This is a genomic window from Pseudomonas sp. P2S-1 (assembly GCF_057197725.1).
The window spans coordinates 492981-508935 of record NZ_CM170068.1; the positions used below are offsets into that span (position 1 = coordinate 492981).

The following is a 15955-nucleotide window of genomic DNA, read 5'->3' on the forward strand; positions in this document are numbered from 1 at the left end:
TACGGCTTCATTCGCTGTAGAACGCCTGCAGCTTCTGCGCCTCACGCAAGCGCATGCGACTGTTGTTCAAATGCATGAACATCGCCGCCCGCGCCGCATCCACCTGGCGGCTGGCGATGGCGTCGAAGATCTGCTGGTGCTCGACATTGATCCCGGCCAGGTAGGTGCTGCGGTTGCTCTGGCCGGTGTAGGCGGAGTTCATCCGGGTCCGCGGGATCATCTTGGTCCCGAGGTTCTTCATGATGTCGATCAGGTACCGGTTACCCGACGCCTTGGCAACCTTCAGGTGAAACTGGAAGTCGGCATTGGTGGTGCTGCCGGATTTTTCCGGCCCCTGCATCAGCGCTTCCAGGGCCTGCTCCAGTTCCTCCAGCGCCTGCGGCGTGGCACGTTCGGCGGCCATGCCGGCGGCCTGGACTTCCAGGCTCAGGCGGAACTCCAGCAGAGCGAGGACGTCGGACAGCAGGACGATGGTCGCCGGCCCGACGTTGAAACCCTCCGGTGCCGGCATGTCGAGGACGAAGGTGCCGACGCCATGCCGGGTCTCCACCAGCCCCGCCGCCTGCATCCGCGACAACGCCTCGCGCACCACGGCGCGGCTGACCCCTTCGGCCTCCATGATGCTGGCTTCGGTGGGCAGCTTTTCGCCACGCTGCAACTGGCCGTCGCGCATGCGCTGGGCAAAGCGTTCGACCAGGGTTTCGGCGAGGCGGCGGGGCTTGTGCGGCGTGAGGGCGGTGAGGTCCGTCATGGCAGGCTCTTCGTCAATTGGCCGGCAGTATAGTGCGGTTTGCCCAAGGGCTGCCGGTATACTGCCATCATCTTTTCGCTTAGCACGGTTGTTCCTGAATATGCCGCACGCTTCCCCTGATCGACGTCCGAGCCTGGCCCAGCGACTGGTGCTGGTGCTGTCGGAGAAAATCCACGCCGGTGAATGGCCGGCGGGCAGCAAGCTGCCGACCGAGCAGGTGCTGACCGAGGCCCATGGCGTCAGCCGCACCACGGTGCGCGAGGCGTTGTCGCGCTTGCAGGCCGAAGGGCTGGTGGAAACGCGCCGGGGCATCGGCACCTTCGTCGTCGATGCGGTGCGCCCCGGTGAAACCGAAGGTGAGGCCCCGGAGAAGGGCAGCGCCTGCGACGCGGTGGCCATCGTCGAACTGCGCCTGAGCCTGGAAGTGGAAGCCGCCGGGATCGCCGCGCAGCGGGCCAATGCCGCGCAACTGGAGGCCATGCGTGCCGCCCTCGATCAGGCGGACGACGATTTCGCCTTCGACCTGCAGATCGCCCTGTGCACCGGCAACAGCTTCTTCATCGATGCCATGCGCCATCTGGGCAGCAGCCTGATGAGCGACGCCGCTCCCGTGCTCGACGAGCCGCAGCGGGCGCGCTGGAGCCGCGAGCGCGAGCAGGTCTTCGCCTCGATTACCCGCAAGGACGCCGAAGGCGCCCGGGCGGCGATGCGTTTGCACCTGGTCAATTGCCTGGTTCAGGCTCGCGCCGCGGTGCAGTGAACCTGCCCCGTGGCCCTCAGCGCTCCTTCCATTTCTCCAGCAGGATCGCCACGAACTTCTCCGCCGCCGGCGACAACGACGCCCCCCGGCGATAGACCAGGCCCAGGGTCCGGGTCACCTCCGGCTCGGCCAGCGGGATGCTGACCAGGGTCGGGTGGTCGGCCTCCGGCATCGCCAGGCTGGGCATGGCCGAGACCCCCAGGCCGGCCTCGACCATGCCCAGCGACGTGGACAGGTGCTGCACTTCATAGAACCACTTCGGCTTGATATTCAGCCCGCTCAAGGCATGGTCGAGCAGCATGCGGTTGCCGCTCAAACGCCCCACGCCGATCAGCCGGTAGGGCGCCAGCTCCGACCAGGTCAGGGCCTTGCGCTCGGCCAGTTCATGGTCGCGGCGACAGGCCAGGACGAACTTCTCTTCTACCAATGGTACGAACTCGATGTCGGCGTGCTGGCCGCCCATCATGTTGATGCCGAAATCCGCCTCGCCGCGCAGCACCGCTTCCAATCCGTCGTTGGCGCTGAGGTCGAGCAGGCGGATGCGGATCTTCGGGTACTGCTCGTTGTACAGGCGGATCACCGAAGGCAGGAAATAGAACGCGGCGGTCGGAATGCAGGCCAGGGTGACCTGGCCACTCTGGCGCTCGGCCAGTTCGCGGATGCTCAGGATCGAATCCTCGAAGTCATCCAGAAGGCGCCGCGCCTTGGGCAGGAAGTCGCGGCCGACGCTGGTCAGGCCGACGCGCCGGGTGGTGCGTTCGAGCAGCGGGGTGCCCAGGCCTTCCTCCAGCTTCTTGATGCGCCGGCTCAGGGCCGGCTGCGACAGGTGCAGGGCTTCGGCCGCTTCATGGAAGCTCCCGAGTTCGGCGATTTTGACGAAAGATCTCAAATCTTGAAGCTCATATTCCATGGAAAACAGCCTTGGTCGATGGCGCTTTTATTCATGTTTGAAACGCAATAATCAGGACGATCTTTGCATTGGATTGATTTATACGAGCCTGTCACTCTTGTTTCAACAGCATCAATCATGTCGATTGATAAACGAGAGTCAGTAGTCATGCAACGAATTCCCTGTGTGCTCATGCGCGGCGGTACCTCGAAAGGCCCGATCTTCCATGCCTGGGATCTGCCGTCGAACGTGGTCGAGCGTGATGAAGTCCTGCTCAATATCATGGGGTCGGGGCACGAGCTGGAAATCGACGGCATCGGTGGCGGCAGCCCGCAGACCAGCAAGGTGGCGATCGTCAGCCCGTCGCTGCACGCCGATGCCGACGTCGATTACCTGTTCGTCCAGGTGATGGTCGCCCAGCGCCGGGTCGATACCGCGCCGAATTGCGGCAACATGCTCTGCGCCGTCGGCCCGTTCGCCATCGAGCAGGGGCTGGTCAAGGGCCAGGAAGGCCGCACCTTGGTGCGCATTCGTAACCTGAACACCAATACCTTCGTCAATTCGCTGGTGGAGACCCCGGGTGGCATCGTCCGCTACGAGGGCCGGACTGCCATCGACGGCGTACCGGGTACTGCAGCACCGATCCACCTGACCTTCCTCGATGCCGTCGGCAGCAAGACCGGCAAGCTGTTCCCCACGGGTCATGCCCGGGATGTGATCGACGGCGTGCCGGTGACGTGCATCGACATGGCGATGCCGATGATGATCGTCGAGGCCAGCCAGTTGGGCGTCAGTGGTTCGGAGAGCCCGGCGCAACTGGATGCCGACCGTGAGTTGCTGGAGCGCCTGGAAGCGCTGCGGCTCAAGGCGGGCAGGGCGATGGGCCTGGGTGATGTGAGCAATATGGTCATCCCCAAGCCGGTGCTGGTTTCGCCGCCGCGCCAGGACGGCACCCTGCAGGTCCGCTACTTCATGCCGCACAACTGCCATCGTGCACTGGCGATCACCGGTGCCATCGGCCTGGCCACCGCCTGCGTCAGCCCGGGCACCGTTGCCCAGCAACTGCTCGGTGACAGCGCGGCGGACCTGACCGAAGTGCGCCTGGAGCACCCGGGCGGCGGCATCGATATCGCCCTGTCCCGTAGCGGACCGGGCGGCAAGACCCTGCAAGCCTCGGTGGTCCGTACCGCCCGTCGGCTGTTCTCCGGTTTCGTCTACGCACCAACCTCGCGACGGCTTGCTGGCTGATACTGCAAGCAACCGTCACCACAGCGCGCATCCGCACAAATTCAAGAATGGGTGATGCCTCATGAAACTCGCAAAATCACTGTATTTCCAGATCATCTGCGCCGTCCTGCTCGGCGTGCTGGTCGGCCACTTCTGGGCGCAACAGGCGGTTGCCCTCAAGCCCCTGGGTGATGCCTTCATCAAGCTGATCAAGATGATGATCGCCCCCGTGGTGTTCTGCACCATCGTCACCGGCATCGCCGGGATGACCGACAAGAGCAGCCTGGGCCGCCTGATGAGCAAGACCCTGCTGCTGTTCCTGGCGCTGACGGTGATCAGCCTGGCGATCGGCCTGGCGGCGGTCCATCTGTTCAAGCCCGGCGTGGGCATGAACATCGACCCGTCCACCCTGAGCATGGCCGGCCTCAGCCAGTACACCGATTCGGCGGCGAAGCTGGGCGTGGTGGACTTCTTCATGCACATCATCCCCGACACCTTCATCGGCGCCTTCAACAAGGGCGAGGTCCTGCCGGTGCTGTTCATCGCCGTGCTCTGCGGTTTCGCCCTGTCGGCCATGGGCGAGCGCGGGCGGCCGGTGCTGGACGTCCTGGAAGCACTGTCGCAGATGGTCTTCCGCATCTTCGGCTACCTGATGCGCTTCGCCCCGGTCGGCGCTTTCGGCGCGCTGGCGTTCACCGTCGGCCAGTACGGCATCACCTCGCTGGGCTCGCTGGCCAAGCTGGTGATGACCCTGTACATCGCCTGCGCCTTCTTCGTCATCGTGGTGCTGGGGGCCGTGTGCCGTTTCCATGGCTTCAGCCTGTGGAAGCTGCTGCGCTACTTCCGCGAGGAATTCCTCGTGGTCCTCGGCACCTCGTCCACCGAGCCGGTGCTGCCGCGGATGATCGAGAAGCTCGAAGGCCTTGGCTGCAAGAAGGGCGTGGTCGGCCTGGTGCTGCCCACCGGCTACTCGTTCAACCTCGACGGTACGGCGATCTACCTGTCGCTGGCCGCCGTCTTCATCGCCCAGGCCTGCAATATCGACCTGAGCCTTGGCCAGACCCTGACCATGCTGGCGATCATGCTGCTGTCGTCCAAGGGCGCGGCAGGGGTGACCGGCAGCGGCTTCGTCGCCCTGGCCTCGACCCTCACCGTGATCCACGACATCCCGCTGGCCGGTCTGGCGTTGCTGATCGGTATCGACCGCTTCATGTCCGAGGCCCGGGCCCTGACCAGCCTGGTCAGTAACGCGGTAGCCACCGTGGTCATGTCGCTGTCCGAAAAGGCCTGTGACCGCGAGGTGCTGATGCGTGCCCTGGACGAGGGCCACCAGGCGCCTGTCGCCGAGCCTGGCGAGCAATCGGTGCCCTGGCCTGCCGAGCAGCCCCAGCGCCACACCTGATCCAACCCGCGTTACCCCGACATAACACTCCGATACCCCTGCCCGGCAGTCATACTGCCGGGTAGCGAATACGGCTGCCTTCACAATAAAAACAAGAGTGAATCCTATGCTCGCATTGCTGGGTTTGATCATGGTGGTGACCTTCACCTACCTGATCATGAGTAAACGCCTGTCCCCGATCGTCGCCCTGACGGTGGTGCCGATCGGCTTCGCCCTGATCGGCGGCTTCGCCCCGGAGCTGGGCAAGATGATGCTCGACGGCCTGAAGATGGTTGCGCCGTCCGCCGCACTGCTGCTGTTCGCCATCCTGTTCTTCGGCCTGATGATCGATGCCGGCCTGTTCGATCCGCTGATCCGCAAGATCCTCAAGCGGGTCAACGGCGACCCGGTCAAGATCGCCATCGGCACTGCCTTGCTCTCGCTGCTGGTGGCCCTGGACGGCGACGGCACCACCACCTACATGATCACCTGCGCGGCGATGCTGCCGCTGTACAAGCGCATCGGCATGAACCCGATGATCCTGGCGACCGTGTCCATGCTCTCGCTGAGCATCATGAGCGGCATGAGCCCCTGGGGCGGTCCGGCGACCCGGGCGATCGCGGCCCTTGGCCTGGATGCCACGGAGTACTTCATCCCCATGCTGCCGACCATGATCGGCGGGGCGGCCTGGGTGGTGTTCACCGCCTTCCTGCTGGGGCGCATGGAGCGCAAGCGCATCGGCAACATCAAGCTCGAGTCCGGCGGCGGCAACTGCTACATCAAGGCGATCCTCGAAGACACCCCGCACAAGCGCCCGCGCCTGGCCTACGTCAACCTGGTGCTGGTGATCGTGGTGATGGTCGCCTTGGTGATGGGCCTGATGCACGCCGCCATCCTGTTCATGATCGGCTTCGTCGCGGCACTGATGATCAACTACCCGCAGCTCGAACTGCAGAAAGAGCGGATCCTCGCCCATTCCGGCAACGCCATGACCGTGGTCCTGCTGGTGTTCGCCGCCGGCATCTTCGCCGGCATCTTCTCCGGGACCAAGATGGTCGATGCCCTGGCCCAGACCCTGGTCGCCTGGATTCCCGAGGCCTGGGGCCACTGGTTCCCGCTGGTGGTGGCGCTGACCAGCATGCCGCTGACCTTCGTGCTGTCCAACGATGCCTACTACTTCGGGGTGGTGCCGATCCTGGCCAACGCCGCTGCGGCCTACGGCATCGACCCGATCGAGATCGCCCGCGCCTCGGTACTCGGCCAGCCGGTGCACCTGATGAGCCCGCTGGTGGCCTCGACCCTGCTGCTGGTGGGCATGGTCGATCGCGATATCGGCGATTTCCAGAAAGCCACGGTGAAATGGGCGGTGTTGACCTCCCTGGTGATCACCGTACTGGCCGTGCTGACCGGCGCCATTTCGTTCTTCGTCTGAAACCACACCCAACAACAATAAAACAGAGTTTCCAACATGACCCGTATCTACCGTCGTGGGGTCGCTTGCGGCCTGTGTTTCTGCTATCTGCCCGTTGTCGGCGCCGCAGGCTTCATCGAAGACAGCAAGCTCAAGCTGCAACTGCGCAACGTCTACTTCAACGAAAACTTCCGCGACGAGCAGGGTATGAGCGCCCGCGCCGCAGCTACTGCGAAAAGCGAGCGGGTGGAGTGGGCCCAAGGCTTCCTGCTCGATTACCAGTCGGGCTTTACCCAGGGCACCCTTGGATTCGGCGTGGATGCGTTGGGCCTAGTCGGCGTCAGGCTCGACTCGGGCAAGGGCCGCAGCGGTACCGGTCTGTTACCGGTGCATGACGACGGCCGGGCCGCCGACGAATTCGCCAGCGCCGGGGCTACCGCCAAGGTTCGCCTGGGCGAAACCGTGCTGCGCCATGGCACCTTGCTGCCGAAGAATCCCTTGCTGGTCTACAACGACGCGCGCCTGCTACCACAGACCTACCAGGGCTCGGAACTGGTCAGCAAGGACATCGCCGGCCTGACCCTGACGGCCGGTCACCTGGACCGCTTCAAGCTGCGCGACTCGTCCGACAGCGTCGGCCTGTTCCTCGATGGCTACAGCGGCGACGCTTCCGGAGACTTCAATTACGCCGGTGCCGACTACGCCTTCAGCAAGCAATTGCGTCTCAGCTTCTTCCATGGCGAACTGCAGAACTTCTATCGCCAGGACTTCGCCGGAGTCCAGCACGACTTGCCGCTGGCCGGCGGCGTGCTGACCAGTGACCTGCGCTTCTTCAAGAGCCAGGACAGCGGCGCGGCCCACGGCGGCAAGATCGACAACGACATGCTCAGCGGGCAGCTGTCGTACAGCCATTCCGGGCACACGGTCGGTGGCGGCTACCAGGTGCTGCGGGGGGATGCGGGGCTGCCTTATATCAGCGGCGCGACCGTGTATTCGTTCAGCAACGTCGGTATCGGCAAGTTCATCGAGGAGGATGAAAAGACCTGGATGGCCAGTTATGCCTACAACTTTGCCGCCGTGGGGGTACCGGGCCTGACGTTCATGACCCGTTACCTGAGTGGCGACAACGACCACTCCGGCAGTGCCAGCCGGCAGGAGTGGGAGCGGGATATGGAGCTGGCCTATGTCCTGCAGTCGGGGCCTTTGAAAGGGCTGGGCATCAAGGCACGGAACTATGTGTATCGCTCGGATTTTTCCAGGGGGCGGGATAGCAATCGGGTCTATCTCACCTATGACATCGCGATCTGGTAGCTGGATTTTGTTGTGTTGCTGATGGCCTAATCGCTGGCAAGCCAGCTCCCACAGGTACAGCGGTGCTCTCGAGAGCACTGGTAAACCTGTGGGAGCTGGCTTGCCAGCGATTAGGCCCTATCAGACGACATCTGCTTTACCATAGGCACCTCGCCCGCCTTAGCCAGGAGCCTCACTCATGTCCACCCTGCATTTCCGCCACCCGCTCCCCGCCGACGCCGAACGCTGCTTCGCCATCGAAACCGGCGCCTACGAAGGTGACGAGGCGGCGACCCTGGAGAAGATCCGCACCCGTATCGGCCAGTACCCGCAGGGCTTCCTGATTCTCGAAGTGGACGGCCAGATCGCCGGCTTCATCAACAGCGGCTGTGCCCACGAGGTGGTGATGTCCGACGAGGCCTTCAAGGAACTGGTCGGCCACGATCCGGCAGCGCCCAATGTGGTGATCATGTCGGTGGTGGTGGACCCAGCGTTCCAGGGCAAGGGCTACGCCAAGGCGCTGATGACGGAATTCGTCCGGCAGATGAAGGTCCTGAACAAGGCCACCATCCATCTGATGTGCAAGCAACAGCATGTCGATTTGTATCGCCGGATGGGCTATCAGTACGTACAACCGTCGCCGTCCGAGCATGGCGGCATGTCCTGGCATGAAATGATCATGAGCCTCTGATGACCGATTCCAACGACGAGTTTTCCCTCGCGACGCAACTGACCCGCCTGGGCCGCGATCACGACATGCAGCACGGCTTCGTCAATATGCCGGTGTTCCGCGGTTCCACCGTGGTGTTCAAGACCCTGGCCGATCTGGAAGCGAACCGCGGCCGCTACACCTACGGGACCAAGGGCACGCCGACCATCGAAGCCCTGGAAAAGGCCTGGAGCGAACTGTCCGGGGCGGCGGGCACGGTGATGTCGCCGTCGGGGCTCGGCGCCCTGGCCCTGGCGCTGTTCACCACGCTGAAAAGCGGCGACCACCTGCTGATGCCTGACTCCACCTACCAGCCGACCCGCATGCTGTGCGAGAACCTGGTGAAGAAGTTCGGCGTCGAGGTGACCTACTACGACCCGCTGGTCGGCGCCAATATCACCGAATTGCTCAAGCCCAACACCTCGACCATCTTCCTCGAGTCCCCCGGCTCGCAGACTTTCGAAGTCCAGGACGTCCCGGCCATCACCGCCGTGGCGAAGGCCCGGGGGATCAAGACCATCCTCGACAACACCTGGGCCACGCCGGTGTTCTTCCGCGCCCACGAGCACGGCTGCGACCTGGCGGTGGAGGCGGGGACCAAGTACCTCGGCGGGCATTCCGACCTGCTGATGGGGCTGGTCACGGCCAATGCCGAAACCTGGCCGGCCCTGCGCAAGACCTACGACGCCATGGCCATGCTGCCGGGGGCCGAGGATTGCTTCCTGGCCCTGCGTGGCCTGCGTACCCTGCACCTGCGCCTGGAAGAGGCCCAGCGCCGGGGCCTGGAAATGGCCCACTGGATGGCGGCGCAGCCCGAGGTCGCCACGGTGCTGCACCCGGCCTTCCCGGAGTGTCCGGGGCATGAGATCTGGAAGCGTGATTTCAGCGGCTCCACCGGGTTGTTCTCGGTGATTCTCAAGCCCGGCTACAGCAAGGCGAACCTCGCCCATATGCTGGATAACCTGGCGCTGTTCGGCATGGGCTATTCCTGGGGCGGGTTCGAGAGCCTGATCATTCCCTTCGATTGCCGCAGCTACCGCACGGCGACCCGCTGGGCGCCGGAGGGGCTGGCGTTGCGGTTGCAGATAGGGCTGGAAGGCATGGAGGACCTCAAGCGCGATCTGCGTGCCGGGCTCGACCGCCTGGCGGAGAAGGTTTAAGCCCCGCCCAGGCGGGCTTCCAGTTCGCCGATGCGCGCCAGCAACTGGTCGCGCTCGGCACGTTCGGCGCTGATGTCCTCGAACAGGCTGATCAGGTTTTCCGGGAAGCCGTCGGGCCGGCGCTGCATCGAGGTGCGGACCCGCACCCAGTGGTAGCTGCCGTCGCGGTGCTGCACGCGTTTTTCCACCACGTAGCGGTCCACCGTGCCGGCGAACAGCTGGTTGAGCAGTTGCAGGTTGCGTGGCAGGTCGTCGGGGTGGGTGAGGTCCTGGAAGGTCAGGCCGTACAGCTCTTCCGCACTGTAGCCGAGCAAGTCGCAGAGACTGCCGTTGACCCGCTGCCACTTGCCGTCCAGGCCGACGTAGGCGAGGGCACCACCGGTCAGTTCGAAGATCGAGCGGAAGCGCTCCTCGCTGTTGCGCAACTCTTCTTCCATCAGCTTGCGCGCAGTGTTGTCCATGCTGATGCCCACCATCTTCACCGGACGCCCGGCGGTGTCGTGGACCACTGTCGAGCGGGATGAGATCCAGCGCACGCTGCCATCGGGCTGGAAGATGCGGTAGTCGTACTCGCACTTGCCGCCTGTGGCGATGGTGTTGTCGTAGAGGGCCTGCATGGCCTTGACGTCCTCGGCGGGCAGGTGCCGCCAGAAGTCCGGGTTGGAACTGAAGGTCCAGCCGTAGACTTCCTCGACGTTGGAGGAGTAGGTCAGTTCGTCACTGATCAGGTTCCATTCCCAGGTGACGATGCGCGCCGCCTCCTGGGCCAGTTTCATCCGCGCTTCGTTTTCCATGATCTCGGTGGTGTAGCGCCGGCGCAGGTCAGTCATCGGCAATTCTACCGGCTCGGCATTTTCCAGGCTGCCCAGGGCTTCCTGGCCATAGCGCAGCCAGATCCAGTTGACCCGCAGGAAGGTCGCCAGCTTGCGCAGGTTGTCGTAGTCGATCTCGCCGCCCTTGGTCCACTTGTGCACCGCAGTACGGGAAATGCCCAGGGCCGTGCCCACCGCCTGCAGGGTCAGTTTGTTGTGCTCCAGGAGCTCCTTGAGGCGGAACGCAAAGCTGTTTTCCTGCATGGGCACCGATCCTGAACCGAGTCAAAACCGGCAGTATACACATCCGTAAACCCATGGATTACAGGGGCACGACCCTAGAGGTCGATCACCAGCCGCTCACCCCGGGCCCGGGAGACGCAGATCATCAGTGACTGCTGGGCGGCTTTTTCCTCATCCGACAGGTACTGGTCGAAGTGCTCGGCCTCGCCTTCGAGGATGCGGGTTTCACAGGTCCCGCAGACCCCTTCGCGGCACAGGCAATCGACCTGGGCGGCCTTCACGTTCTCGATGGCCTGGATGATGGTCATGCCTTCCTCGACCCGCAGTTCGCGACCGGAACGCCCCAGTACCAGGGTAAAGGCGCCGCCGCTGGCGGGCTCGGCGGCGAACTGCTCGTAGTGCACGCGACTGTTGGCGATACCGGCGTTTTTGGCCTCGGCGATCACGGCGTCGATCAGGGGCTTGGGCCCGCAGACGTAGAGGTGGGCATCGGCAGCCAGGCTGGCGCATAGCCCGGCGAGGTCCAGGCGCGTGCCGAGGCTGTCGGGGTACAGGTTGACGTTGCCGCCATGGGGGCCATCGGCCAGTTCGCCGTGGAATGCACCTTGTTCCGGGCTGCGGAAGGCGTAGTGCAGTTCGTAGGGCGTCGCGCTGTTTTCCAGTTCATGCAACTGGGACATGAACGGGGTGATGCCGATGCCTCCGGCGATCAGCACATGGCGGCCAGCGCCCGGATCCAGGGCGAACAGGTTGTTCGGGGTGGAGATGGTCAGTTCGCTGCCCACGTCGACCTGCTGATGCATGAAAGCCGAGCCGCCTTTGGATTCTTCCTCCAGGCGCACGCCGATCTGGTACTGGCTCAGGTCGCGCGGGTCGCTCATCAGCGAATAGGCGTTGCTCAGCCCTTCGGCCATTTTCACGATCACATGGCTGCCGCCGCTGAAGGCAGGCAGGGCCTCGCCGTTGGCGCGGGCCAGGGTAAAGCGCTTGATCTGCGGCGTCGCTTGCTCGACCGCGACCACCCGCACACTGAACATCTGGTAAGCATTGGCCATGATTCACCTCGACTGCACCGGTGACAGCGGCCTGCTGTTCCCGGGATATTGCCTGGGGCGACACGGCCCACAGGGGCCGCGTCCTTCATTCAATTGTGTGATCAGTCCAGATGCGCCACGGCGATCAGGTTGTGGAAGTGGGCGATGCCGTGCTCGCTGATCCCCGAACGTTCCTTGTCCACCATGATCCGCCCCTGGCCGCGATAGCCGCGGGACTTCAATCCTTTCTGCACGCTTTCTACCAGGCGCAGGTCTTCCGGGCGGAACACCTCGCGGTACCAGTCGATCAGCACCTGCTGTTCCTCGGTGACGTTCTTGTCGAGGAAGTAGATGTCGTAGTGCTGCAGGGTGGTTTCCGCATCCACCGGGAACTCGTAGATGACGGTCATGAAGTTGGCGCCCGGCGGCACGTTGAACATGGTGCACGGCCAGGCCCAGAAGCCGGCGAAGGAGGGATCCTTGACCGATTCATCGACCTTGAACGACTGCTCCGAGGACTTCGCCACGCCGTATTGCAGGGTCCAGTTGCCGTGCAGGCTGTGGCCGTACTGGCCGACATCCACCGAGTCGGCGAAGCTCGGGTGGGCCGGGCCACAGTGGTAGCACTCGAGGTAGTTGTCGACGATGGACTTCCAGTTGGCCGGGGTGTGGCTGACGAAACGCGCCGCCAGTTGCAGGTCGTCGATCACCGCGCAGGCGTCGCGCATGCGCTGTTGCAGGCCCGGGAGCTGGTCTTCGACGCTGCCGGCCTCCATATCCATGTTGATGAAGATAAAGCCGGCGTATTCCTCGACCCGCAGTTGCACCAGGCTGAAGTCGCCCTTGTCGAAGGCTTCCACCTGGTCGCAGTTGCGCACGTGGGTCAGGTCACCGTCGAGCTTGAAGGTCCAGGCGTGGTACGGGCAGGCGATCACGTTCTTGGCCTTGCCGCTGCCTTCCAGCAACTGGTGGCCGCGGTGCGGGCAGACGTTGTAGAAGGCGCGCAGCACGCTGTCGCGGCCGCGGATCACGATGATGCTTTCGCCGATGATCTCGCGGGTGATGTAGTCGTTGTTCTGCGCCACTTCGCTGCGGTGGCCGACGCAGATCCAGCTTTTCGCGAAGATCTGCTCCTTCTCGTGCTCGAACACCTCGGGGCTGGTGTAGAAGCGCGCCGGGATGGTAAAGGCATTTTCGTGATTGCTGCAGAAGTCTGCGGGCAGGCGTTCGAACTTGGTCATGGGTGTCTCCAGGCTGCGCAGTGCGCTATTTGTAATCTATGGTTAACGTGAATCTGTTGGTTAACAGTCTGGGCAAAAAAAATCCCGCGAAGGCATCAACCGAGGCAGTGCAACGCCTGCGCGGGAGGAAATCAGCGGGCCAGACCCGGTTCGACGCTGACGGCCTGGCTCGGCGGCTGTCCAGCACGAGGCTGCTCGCCGAGGGCCATGGCGGCGGCTTCCTCTTCGATACGGTGGGTCGGCACGTTGCCGTAGTCCTGCACCAGCCAGCGGAAGAAGCCGTAGACCTTGACCATCAGGATCAGGGTAAAGGGGATTGCGGTGAGGACCACGGCGGTCTTCATGGTCGACAGCGAGGCCTTGGCGAACAGCATTGCCAGCGGTACCAGGGTCAGGGTCACGCACCAGAACAGGCGGTGGGTCGGGCTTGGGTCCTGGCCTTCCTGGAGGTTGCGGGTGCTGGTGGCCGCCACGGCATAGGCTGCCGCGTCCATGTGCGAGGCGCAGAACACCGCCATGATGAACAGGTACACGGCGAGGAACAGCTTGCCCCACGGCAGGCTCAGCAACACCGCTTCCACTGCGCTTTCACCGCCCTGGGCCGTGAGGATCGCCGGCACGTCGATGGCGCCCGTGATGAACTGGTGCATGCTGTAGCTTTCCAGCGCGCCGAAGAAGAACCAGCAGCCGACGCTACCGCCCAGCAGCAGGGCGAGCACCACTTCCTTCAACTGGCGGCCACGGGACACTCGGGTCACGAACATGGCCACGCCCGGGGCATAGGACACCCACCACAGCCAGTAGAAGACCGTCCAGTTGCGGGTGAACGCGCCGTCGCCCGCCGGGTCGGTGAACAGGCTCATGTGCACGTAGTTCTGAATCATCAGGCCGATGCCGTTGGCGGTGTTGTTGAGGGTGAACTGGGTCGGGCCGACCAGCAGGATCACCGCCGCGAATACCAGGGCGCCGTAGCAGACGATCTTGCTCAGCTTCTGCAGGCCGCCGTCGATGCCGATATAGGAACTGAGGGAGAACAGCACAGCGATCACCCCGATCACCAGCACCTGCACGGTGAAGGTGTCTGGCGTTCCGGCCAGGCCCGAGAGGCCGCGGGTCAGGGTCGAGGCGGTGAGCGCCAGGGACACGGTGAGGGCGCCCATCATGGTCAGCAGGAAGATCAGGTCGACGATGCGCCCGACCGGCCCGGTGGCCTTGAAGCCGGTGACTGCCTCGACCACGGAGGCGAGGTTGAGGCCGCTCTTCTTGCGCACGTGGAAGTGGTAGGCCATGGCCAGCGAGGCCAGGGCGTAGATCGACCAGGCGCTGATGCCCCAGTGGAAGAACGAGTAGCCGACGCTGTATTCCAGCGCCTCGCGGGACTGCGCGGCGATGTTCAGGCCCGGGGTCTGGTAGTAGTAGGCCCATTCCATCACGCCCCAGTACAGGGTCGAGGACCCCATGCCGGCGCAGATGAACATGAACACCCAGGTGGTGGTGGAGTATTCCGCCTTGCCACTGCCCAGGCGGATGTTGCCGTATTTGCTGAAGGCGATGTACAGCACCGCCAGGGTGCTGGCGAAGATGATCAGTTGCACGGCGGTGCCAAAGGAGCGGGTGGACCACTCGAACAGCTGGTTGGCGGCGACACCGGCTTGTTCAGGAAATGCGGCAAGGCCGACCACGGTCAGCAGGACCGCGATCAGGCTCATGGTGATGAGAAACACATCGACCTTTTTGTTCGTGGAGGACATCAGGCGACTCCCAGGATTTTTTTGTTGTTGTGGCATATCCAACGCAGGCCTGGCTTCTGTTAACTGTTGATTAACATGAATCCATTGGTTAACAGTCTGCGATCAATCGTCGCGTAACGCAAGGGCATTTCATCGCCACAGGGTCCCTGCGGCGATGAAACAGGGCTTTTGGGTCAGGACAGGCGCTGCAGGGTTGCGGTGATAGCCTGGCCGACCTGTTGGGTGGACAGCTTGCCACCCATGTCCGGGGTCACGTCGCCGGCGGCAATCACCTGCTCGATGGCCACGAGGATTTCGTCATGGGCGCGCTGGAAACGCGCGTCACCGTTGCCAAGGAATTCCAGCATCATCGCCCCGGACCAGATCATCGCGATCGGGTTGGCGATGTTCTGCCCGAAGATATCCGGCGCCGAGCCGTGCACAGGTTCGAACAGCGAGGGGAAATTGCGCTCCGGATTGAGGTTGGCCGACGGCGCGATGCCGATGGTCCCGGCGCAGGCCGGGCCAAGGTCGGAAAGGATGTCGCCGAACAGGTTCGAGGCCACCACCACGTCGAAGCGATTGGGCTGCAGGACGAAGCGCGCGCAGAGGATGTCGATATGCTGCTTGTCCCAGCTCACTGCCGGGTATTCGCTGGCAATGGCCTCGGTGCGCTTGTCCCACCAGGGCATGCTGATCGCCATGCCGTTGGACTTGGTGGCCGAGGTGACATGCTTGCGCTCGCGGGTCTGCGCCAGTTCGAAGGCGTAGCGCAGGATGCGGTCGGTGCCGCGGCGGGTGAAGACGGATTCCTGGATCACCACCTCGTTCTCGGTGTTCTCGAACAGGATCCCGCCGACCGAGGAGTACTCGCCCTCGGTGTTTTCGCGGACCACGACGAAATCGATGTCGCCGACCTTGCGGTTGGCCAGGGCGCAGGGTACGCCGGGGAACAGGCGCACGGGACGGATGTTCACGTACTGGTCGAACTCGCGACGGAATTTCAGCAGCGAGCCCCACAGGGAGATATGGTCCGGCACCTTGTCCGGCCAGCCGACGGCGCCGAAGTAGATGGCATCGTAGCCCTTGAGCTGCTCGAACCAGTCGGCCGGCATCATGCTGCCGTGTTGCAGGTAGTAATCGCAGCTGGCCCATTCGAAGGTATCGAATTGCAGGTCCAGGCCGTGCCTGGCCGCAGCGGCCTCGACCACCCGGAGGCCTTCGGGCAGCACTTCGAGGCCGATGCCGTCACCGGGGATTGCGGCAATGCGGAAGGGTGTGGACGCCATGGTTCGTTCCTCTGTGGGGTAAGTGAGG

The 15955-nt window shown here is 63.8% G+C and carries 15 protein-coding genes; 7 read left to right on the top strand and 8 right to left on the bottom strand.

What is annotated here, in order from left to right; all coding sequences use genetic code 11:
- Positions 1-7: 7 nt before the first annotated feature.
- Positions 8-751, bottom strand: a complete 744-nt coding sequence (locus tag AC2CQI_RS02375; protein WP_484579022.1) for a FadR/GntR family transcriptional regulator — start codon at positions 749-751, stop codon at positions 8-10.
- Between the two features lie 100 nt (positions 752-851).
- On the opposite strand from AC2CQI_RS02375, the gene AC2CQI_RS02380 reads away from it, so the two are divergent.
- On the top strand, positions 852-1511 hold the full coding sequence (locus AC2CQI_RS02380) for a FadR/GntR family transcriptional regulator (protein WP_484579023.1): 660 nt from the start codon (positions 852-854) through the stop codon (positions 1509-1511).
- A gap of 16 nt (positions 1512-1527) precedes the next feature.
- Here the strand turns inward: AC2CQI_RS02380 and AC2CQI_RS02385 are convergent, their stop codons facing one another.
- Positions 1528-2421: a LysR family transcriptional regulator gene (locus tag AC2CQI_RS02385; protein WP_484579024.1), complete on the bottom strand. Its 894-nt coding sequence runs from the start codon at positions 2419-2421 to the stop codon at positions 1528-1530.
- Entirely contained in the window at positions 2397-2570 is a 174-nt protein-coding gene (locus AC2CQI_RS02390; protein ID WP_178392048.1) for a hypothetical protein, read from the bottom strand. Before AC2CQI_RS02390 ends, AC2CQI_RS02385 begins: the two co-directional genes overlap by 25 nt.
- Here AC2CQI_RS02390 and AC2CQI_RS02395 point away from each other — a divergent pair.
- From AC2CQI_RS02395 to metC, 6 genes are all read left to right on the top strand, one after another.
- A complete protein-coding gene (locus AC2CQI_RS02395) occupies positions 2569-3648 on the top strand; it encodes a 4-oxalomesaconate tautomerase (protein ID WP_484579025.1) in 1080 nt (359 codons plus the stop codon). The genes AC2CQI_RS02390 and AC2CQI_RS02395 overlap by 2 nt on opposite strands.
- A 61-nt stretch (positions 3649-3709) precedes the next feature.
- Positions 3710-5029 (top strand): dicarboxylate/amino acid:cation symporter, encoded by a 1320-nt coding sequence (locus AC2CQI_RS02400; RefSeq protein ID WP_484579026.1) that lies wholly within the window; start codon positions 3710-3712, stop codon positions 5027-5029.
- Positions 5030-5135: 106 nt separating this feature from the next.
- Positions 5136-6440: a CitMHS family transporter gene (locus AC2CQI_RS02405; RefSeq protein WP_484579027.1), complete on the top strand. Its 1305-nt coding sequence runs from the start codon at positions 5136-5138 to the stop codon at positions 6438-6440.
- Positions 6441-6476: 36 nt separating this feature from the next.
- Complete coding sequence (locus tag AC2CQI_RS02410; RefSeq protein ID WP_484579028.1) at positions 6477-7730, top strand: OprD family porin; 1254 nt, start codon at positions 6477-6479, stop codon at positions 7728-7730.
- A gap of 178 nt (positions 7731-7908) precedes the next feature.
- A complete protein-coding gene (locus tag AC2CQI_RS02415; RefSeq protein ID WP_484579029.1) occupies positions 7909-8400 on the top strand; it encodes a GNAT family N-acetyltransferase in 492 nt (163 codons plus the stop codon).
- Positions 8400-9578, top strand: a complete 1179-nt coding sequence (gene metC, locus AC2CQI_RS02420) for a cystathionine beta-lyase (protein WP_484579030.1) — start codon at positions 8400-8402, stop codon at positions 9576-9578. Before AC2CQI_RS02415 ends, metC begins: the two co-directional genes overlap by 1 nt.
- On the opposite strand, the gene AC2CQI_RS02425 is transcribed toward metC, so the two are convergent.
- The 5 genes from AC2CQI_RS02425 to AC2CQI_RS02445 form a co-directional block, all read right to left on the bottom strand.
- Complete coding sequence (locus AC2CQI_RS02425) at positions 9575-10654, bottom strand: PAS domain-containing protein (protein ID WP_484579031.1); 1080 nt, start codon at positions 10652-10654, stop codon at positions 9575-9577. The two genes, metC and AC2CQI_RS02425, sit on opposite strands and share 4 nt — an antisense overlap.
- A gap of 74 nt (positions 10655-10728) precedes the next feature.
- The gene (locus AC2CQI_RS02430; RefSeq protein WP_484579032.1) at positions 10729-11688 is read right to left on the bottom strand and encodes a PDR/VanB family oxidoreductase; all 960 of its coding nucleotides are present in this window, start codon (positions 11686-11688) and stop codon (positions 10729-10731) included.
- A gap of 101 nt (positions 11689-11789) precedes the next feature.
- Complete coding sequence (locus AC2CQI_RS02435; protein ID WP_484579033.1) at positions 11790-12908, bottom strand: aromatic ring-hydroxylating oxygenase subunit alpha; 1119 nt, start codon at positions 12906-12908, stop codon at positions 11790-11792.
- A 131-nt stretch (positions 12909-13039) separates the two neighbouring features.
- Positions 13040-14659: a BCCT family transporter gene (locus AC2CQI_RS02440; protein ID WP_484579034.1), complete on the bottom strand. Its 1620-nt coding sequence runs from the start codon at positions 14657-14659 to the stop codon at positions 13040-13042.
- A gap of 173 nt (positions 14660-14832) precedes the next feature.
- Complete coding sequence (locus AC2CQI_RS02445; protein ID WP_484579035.1) at positions 14833-15927, bottom strand: tartrate dehydrogenase; 1095 nt, start codon at positions 15925-15927, stop codon at positions 14833-14835.
- Between the last annotated feature and the right edge of the window lie 28 nt (positions 15928-15955).

Coding starts and splice junctions, on each gene's coding strand:
- AC2CQI_RS02440 (WP_484579034.1), bottom strand. CDS start 14,659: ATGTCCTCCACGAACAAAAAGGTCGATGTGTTTCTCATCACCATGAGC.
- AC2CQI_RS02380 (WP_484579023.1), top strand. CDS start 852: ATGCCGCACGCTTCCCCTGATCGACGTCCGAGCCTGGCCCAGCGACTG.
- AC2CQI_RS02395 (WP_484579025.1), top strand. CDS start 2,569: ATGCAACGAATTCCCTGTGTGCTCATGCGCGGCGGTACCTCGAAAGGC.
- AC2CQI_RS02400 (WP_484579026.1), top strand. CDS start 3,710: ATGAAACTCGCAAAATCACTGTATTTCCAGATCATCTGCGCCGTCCTG.
- metC (WP_484579030.1), top strand. CDS start 8,400: ATGACCGATTCCAACGACGAGTTTTCCCTCGCGACGCAACTGACCCGC.
- AC2CQI_RS02390 (WP_178392048.1), bottom strand. CDS start 2,570: ATGACTACTGACTCTCGTTTATCAATCGACATGATTGATGCTGTTGAA.
- AC2CQI_RS02415 (WP_484579029.1), top strand. CDS start 7,909: ATGTCCACCCTGCATTTCCGCCACCCGCTCCCCGCCGACGCCGAACGC.
- AC2CQI_RS02375 (WP_484579022.1), bottom strand. CDS start 751: ATGACGGACCTCACCGCCCTCACGCCGCACAAGCCCCGCCGCCTCGCC.
- AC2CQI_RS02385 (WP_484579024.1), bottom strand. CDS start 2,421: ATGGAATATGAGCTTCAAGATTTGAGATCTTTCGTCAAAATCGCCGAA.
- AC2CQI_RS02405 (WP_484579027.1), top strand. CDS start 5,136: ATGCTCGCATTGCTGGGTTTGATCATGGTGGTGACCTTCACCTACCTG.
- AC2CQI_RS02425 (WP_484579031.1), bottom strand. CDS start 10,654: ATGCAGGAAAACAGCTTTGCGTTCCGCCTCAAGGAGCTCCTGGAGCAC.
- AC2CQI_RS02430 (WP_484579032.1), bottom strand. CDS start 11,688: ATGGCCAATGCTTACCAGATGTTCAGTGTGCGGGTGGTCGCGGTCGAG.
- AC2CQI_RS02445 (WP_484579035.1), bottom strand. CDS start 15,927: ATGGCGTCCACACCCTTCCGCATTGCCGCAATCCCCGGTGACGGCATC.
- AC2CQI_RS02435 (WP_484579033.1), bottom strand. CDS start 12,908: ATGACCAAGTTCGAACGCCTGCCCGCAGACTTCTGCAGCAATCACGAA.
- AC2CQI_RS02410 (WP_484579028.1), top strand. CDS start 6,477: ATGACCCGTATCTACCGTCGTGGGGTCGCTTGCGGCCTGTGTTTCTGC.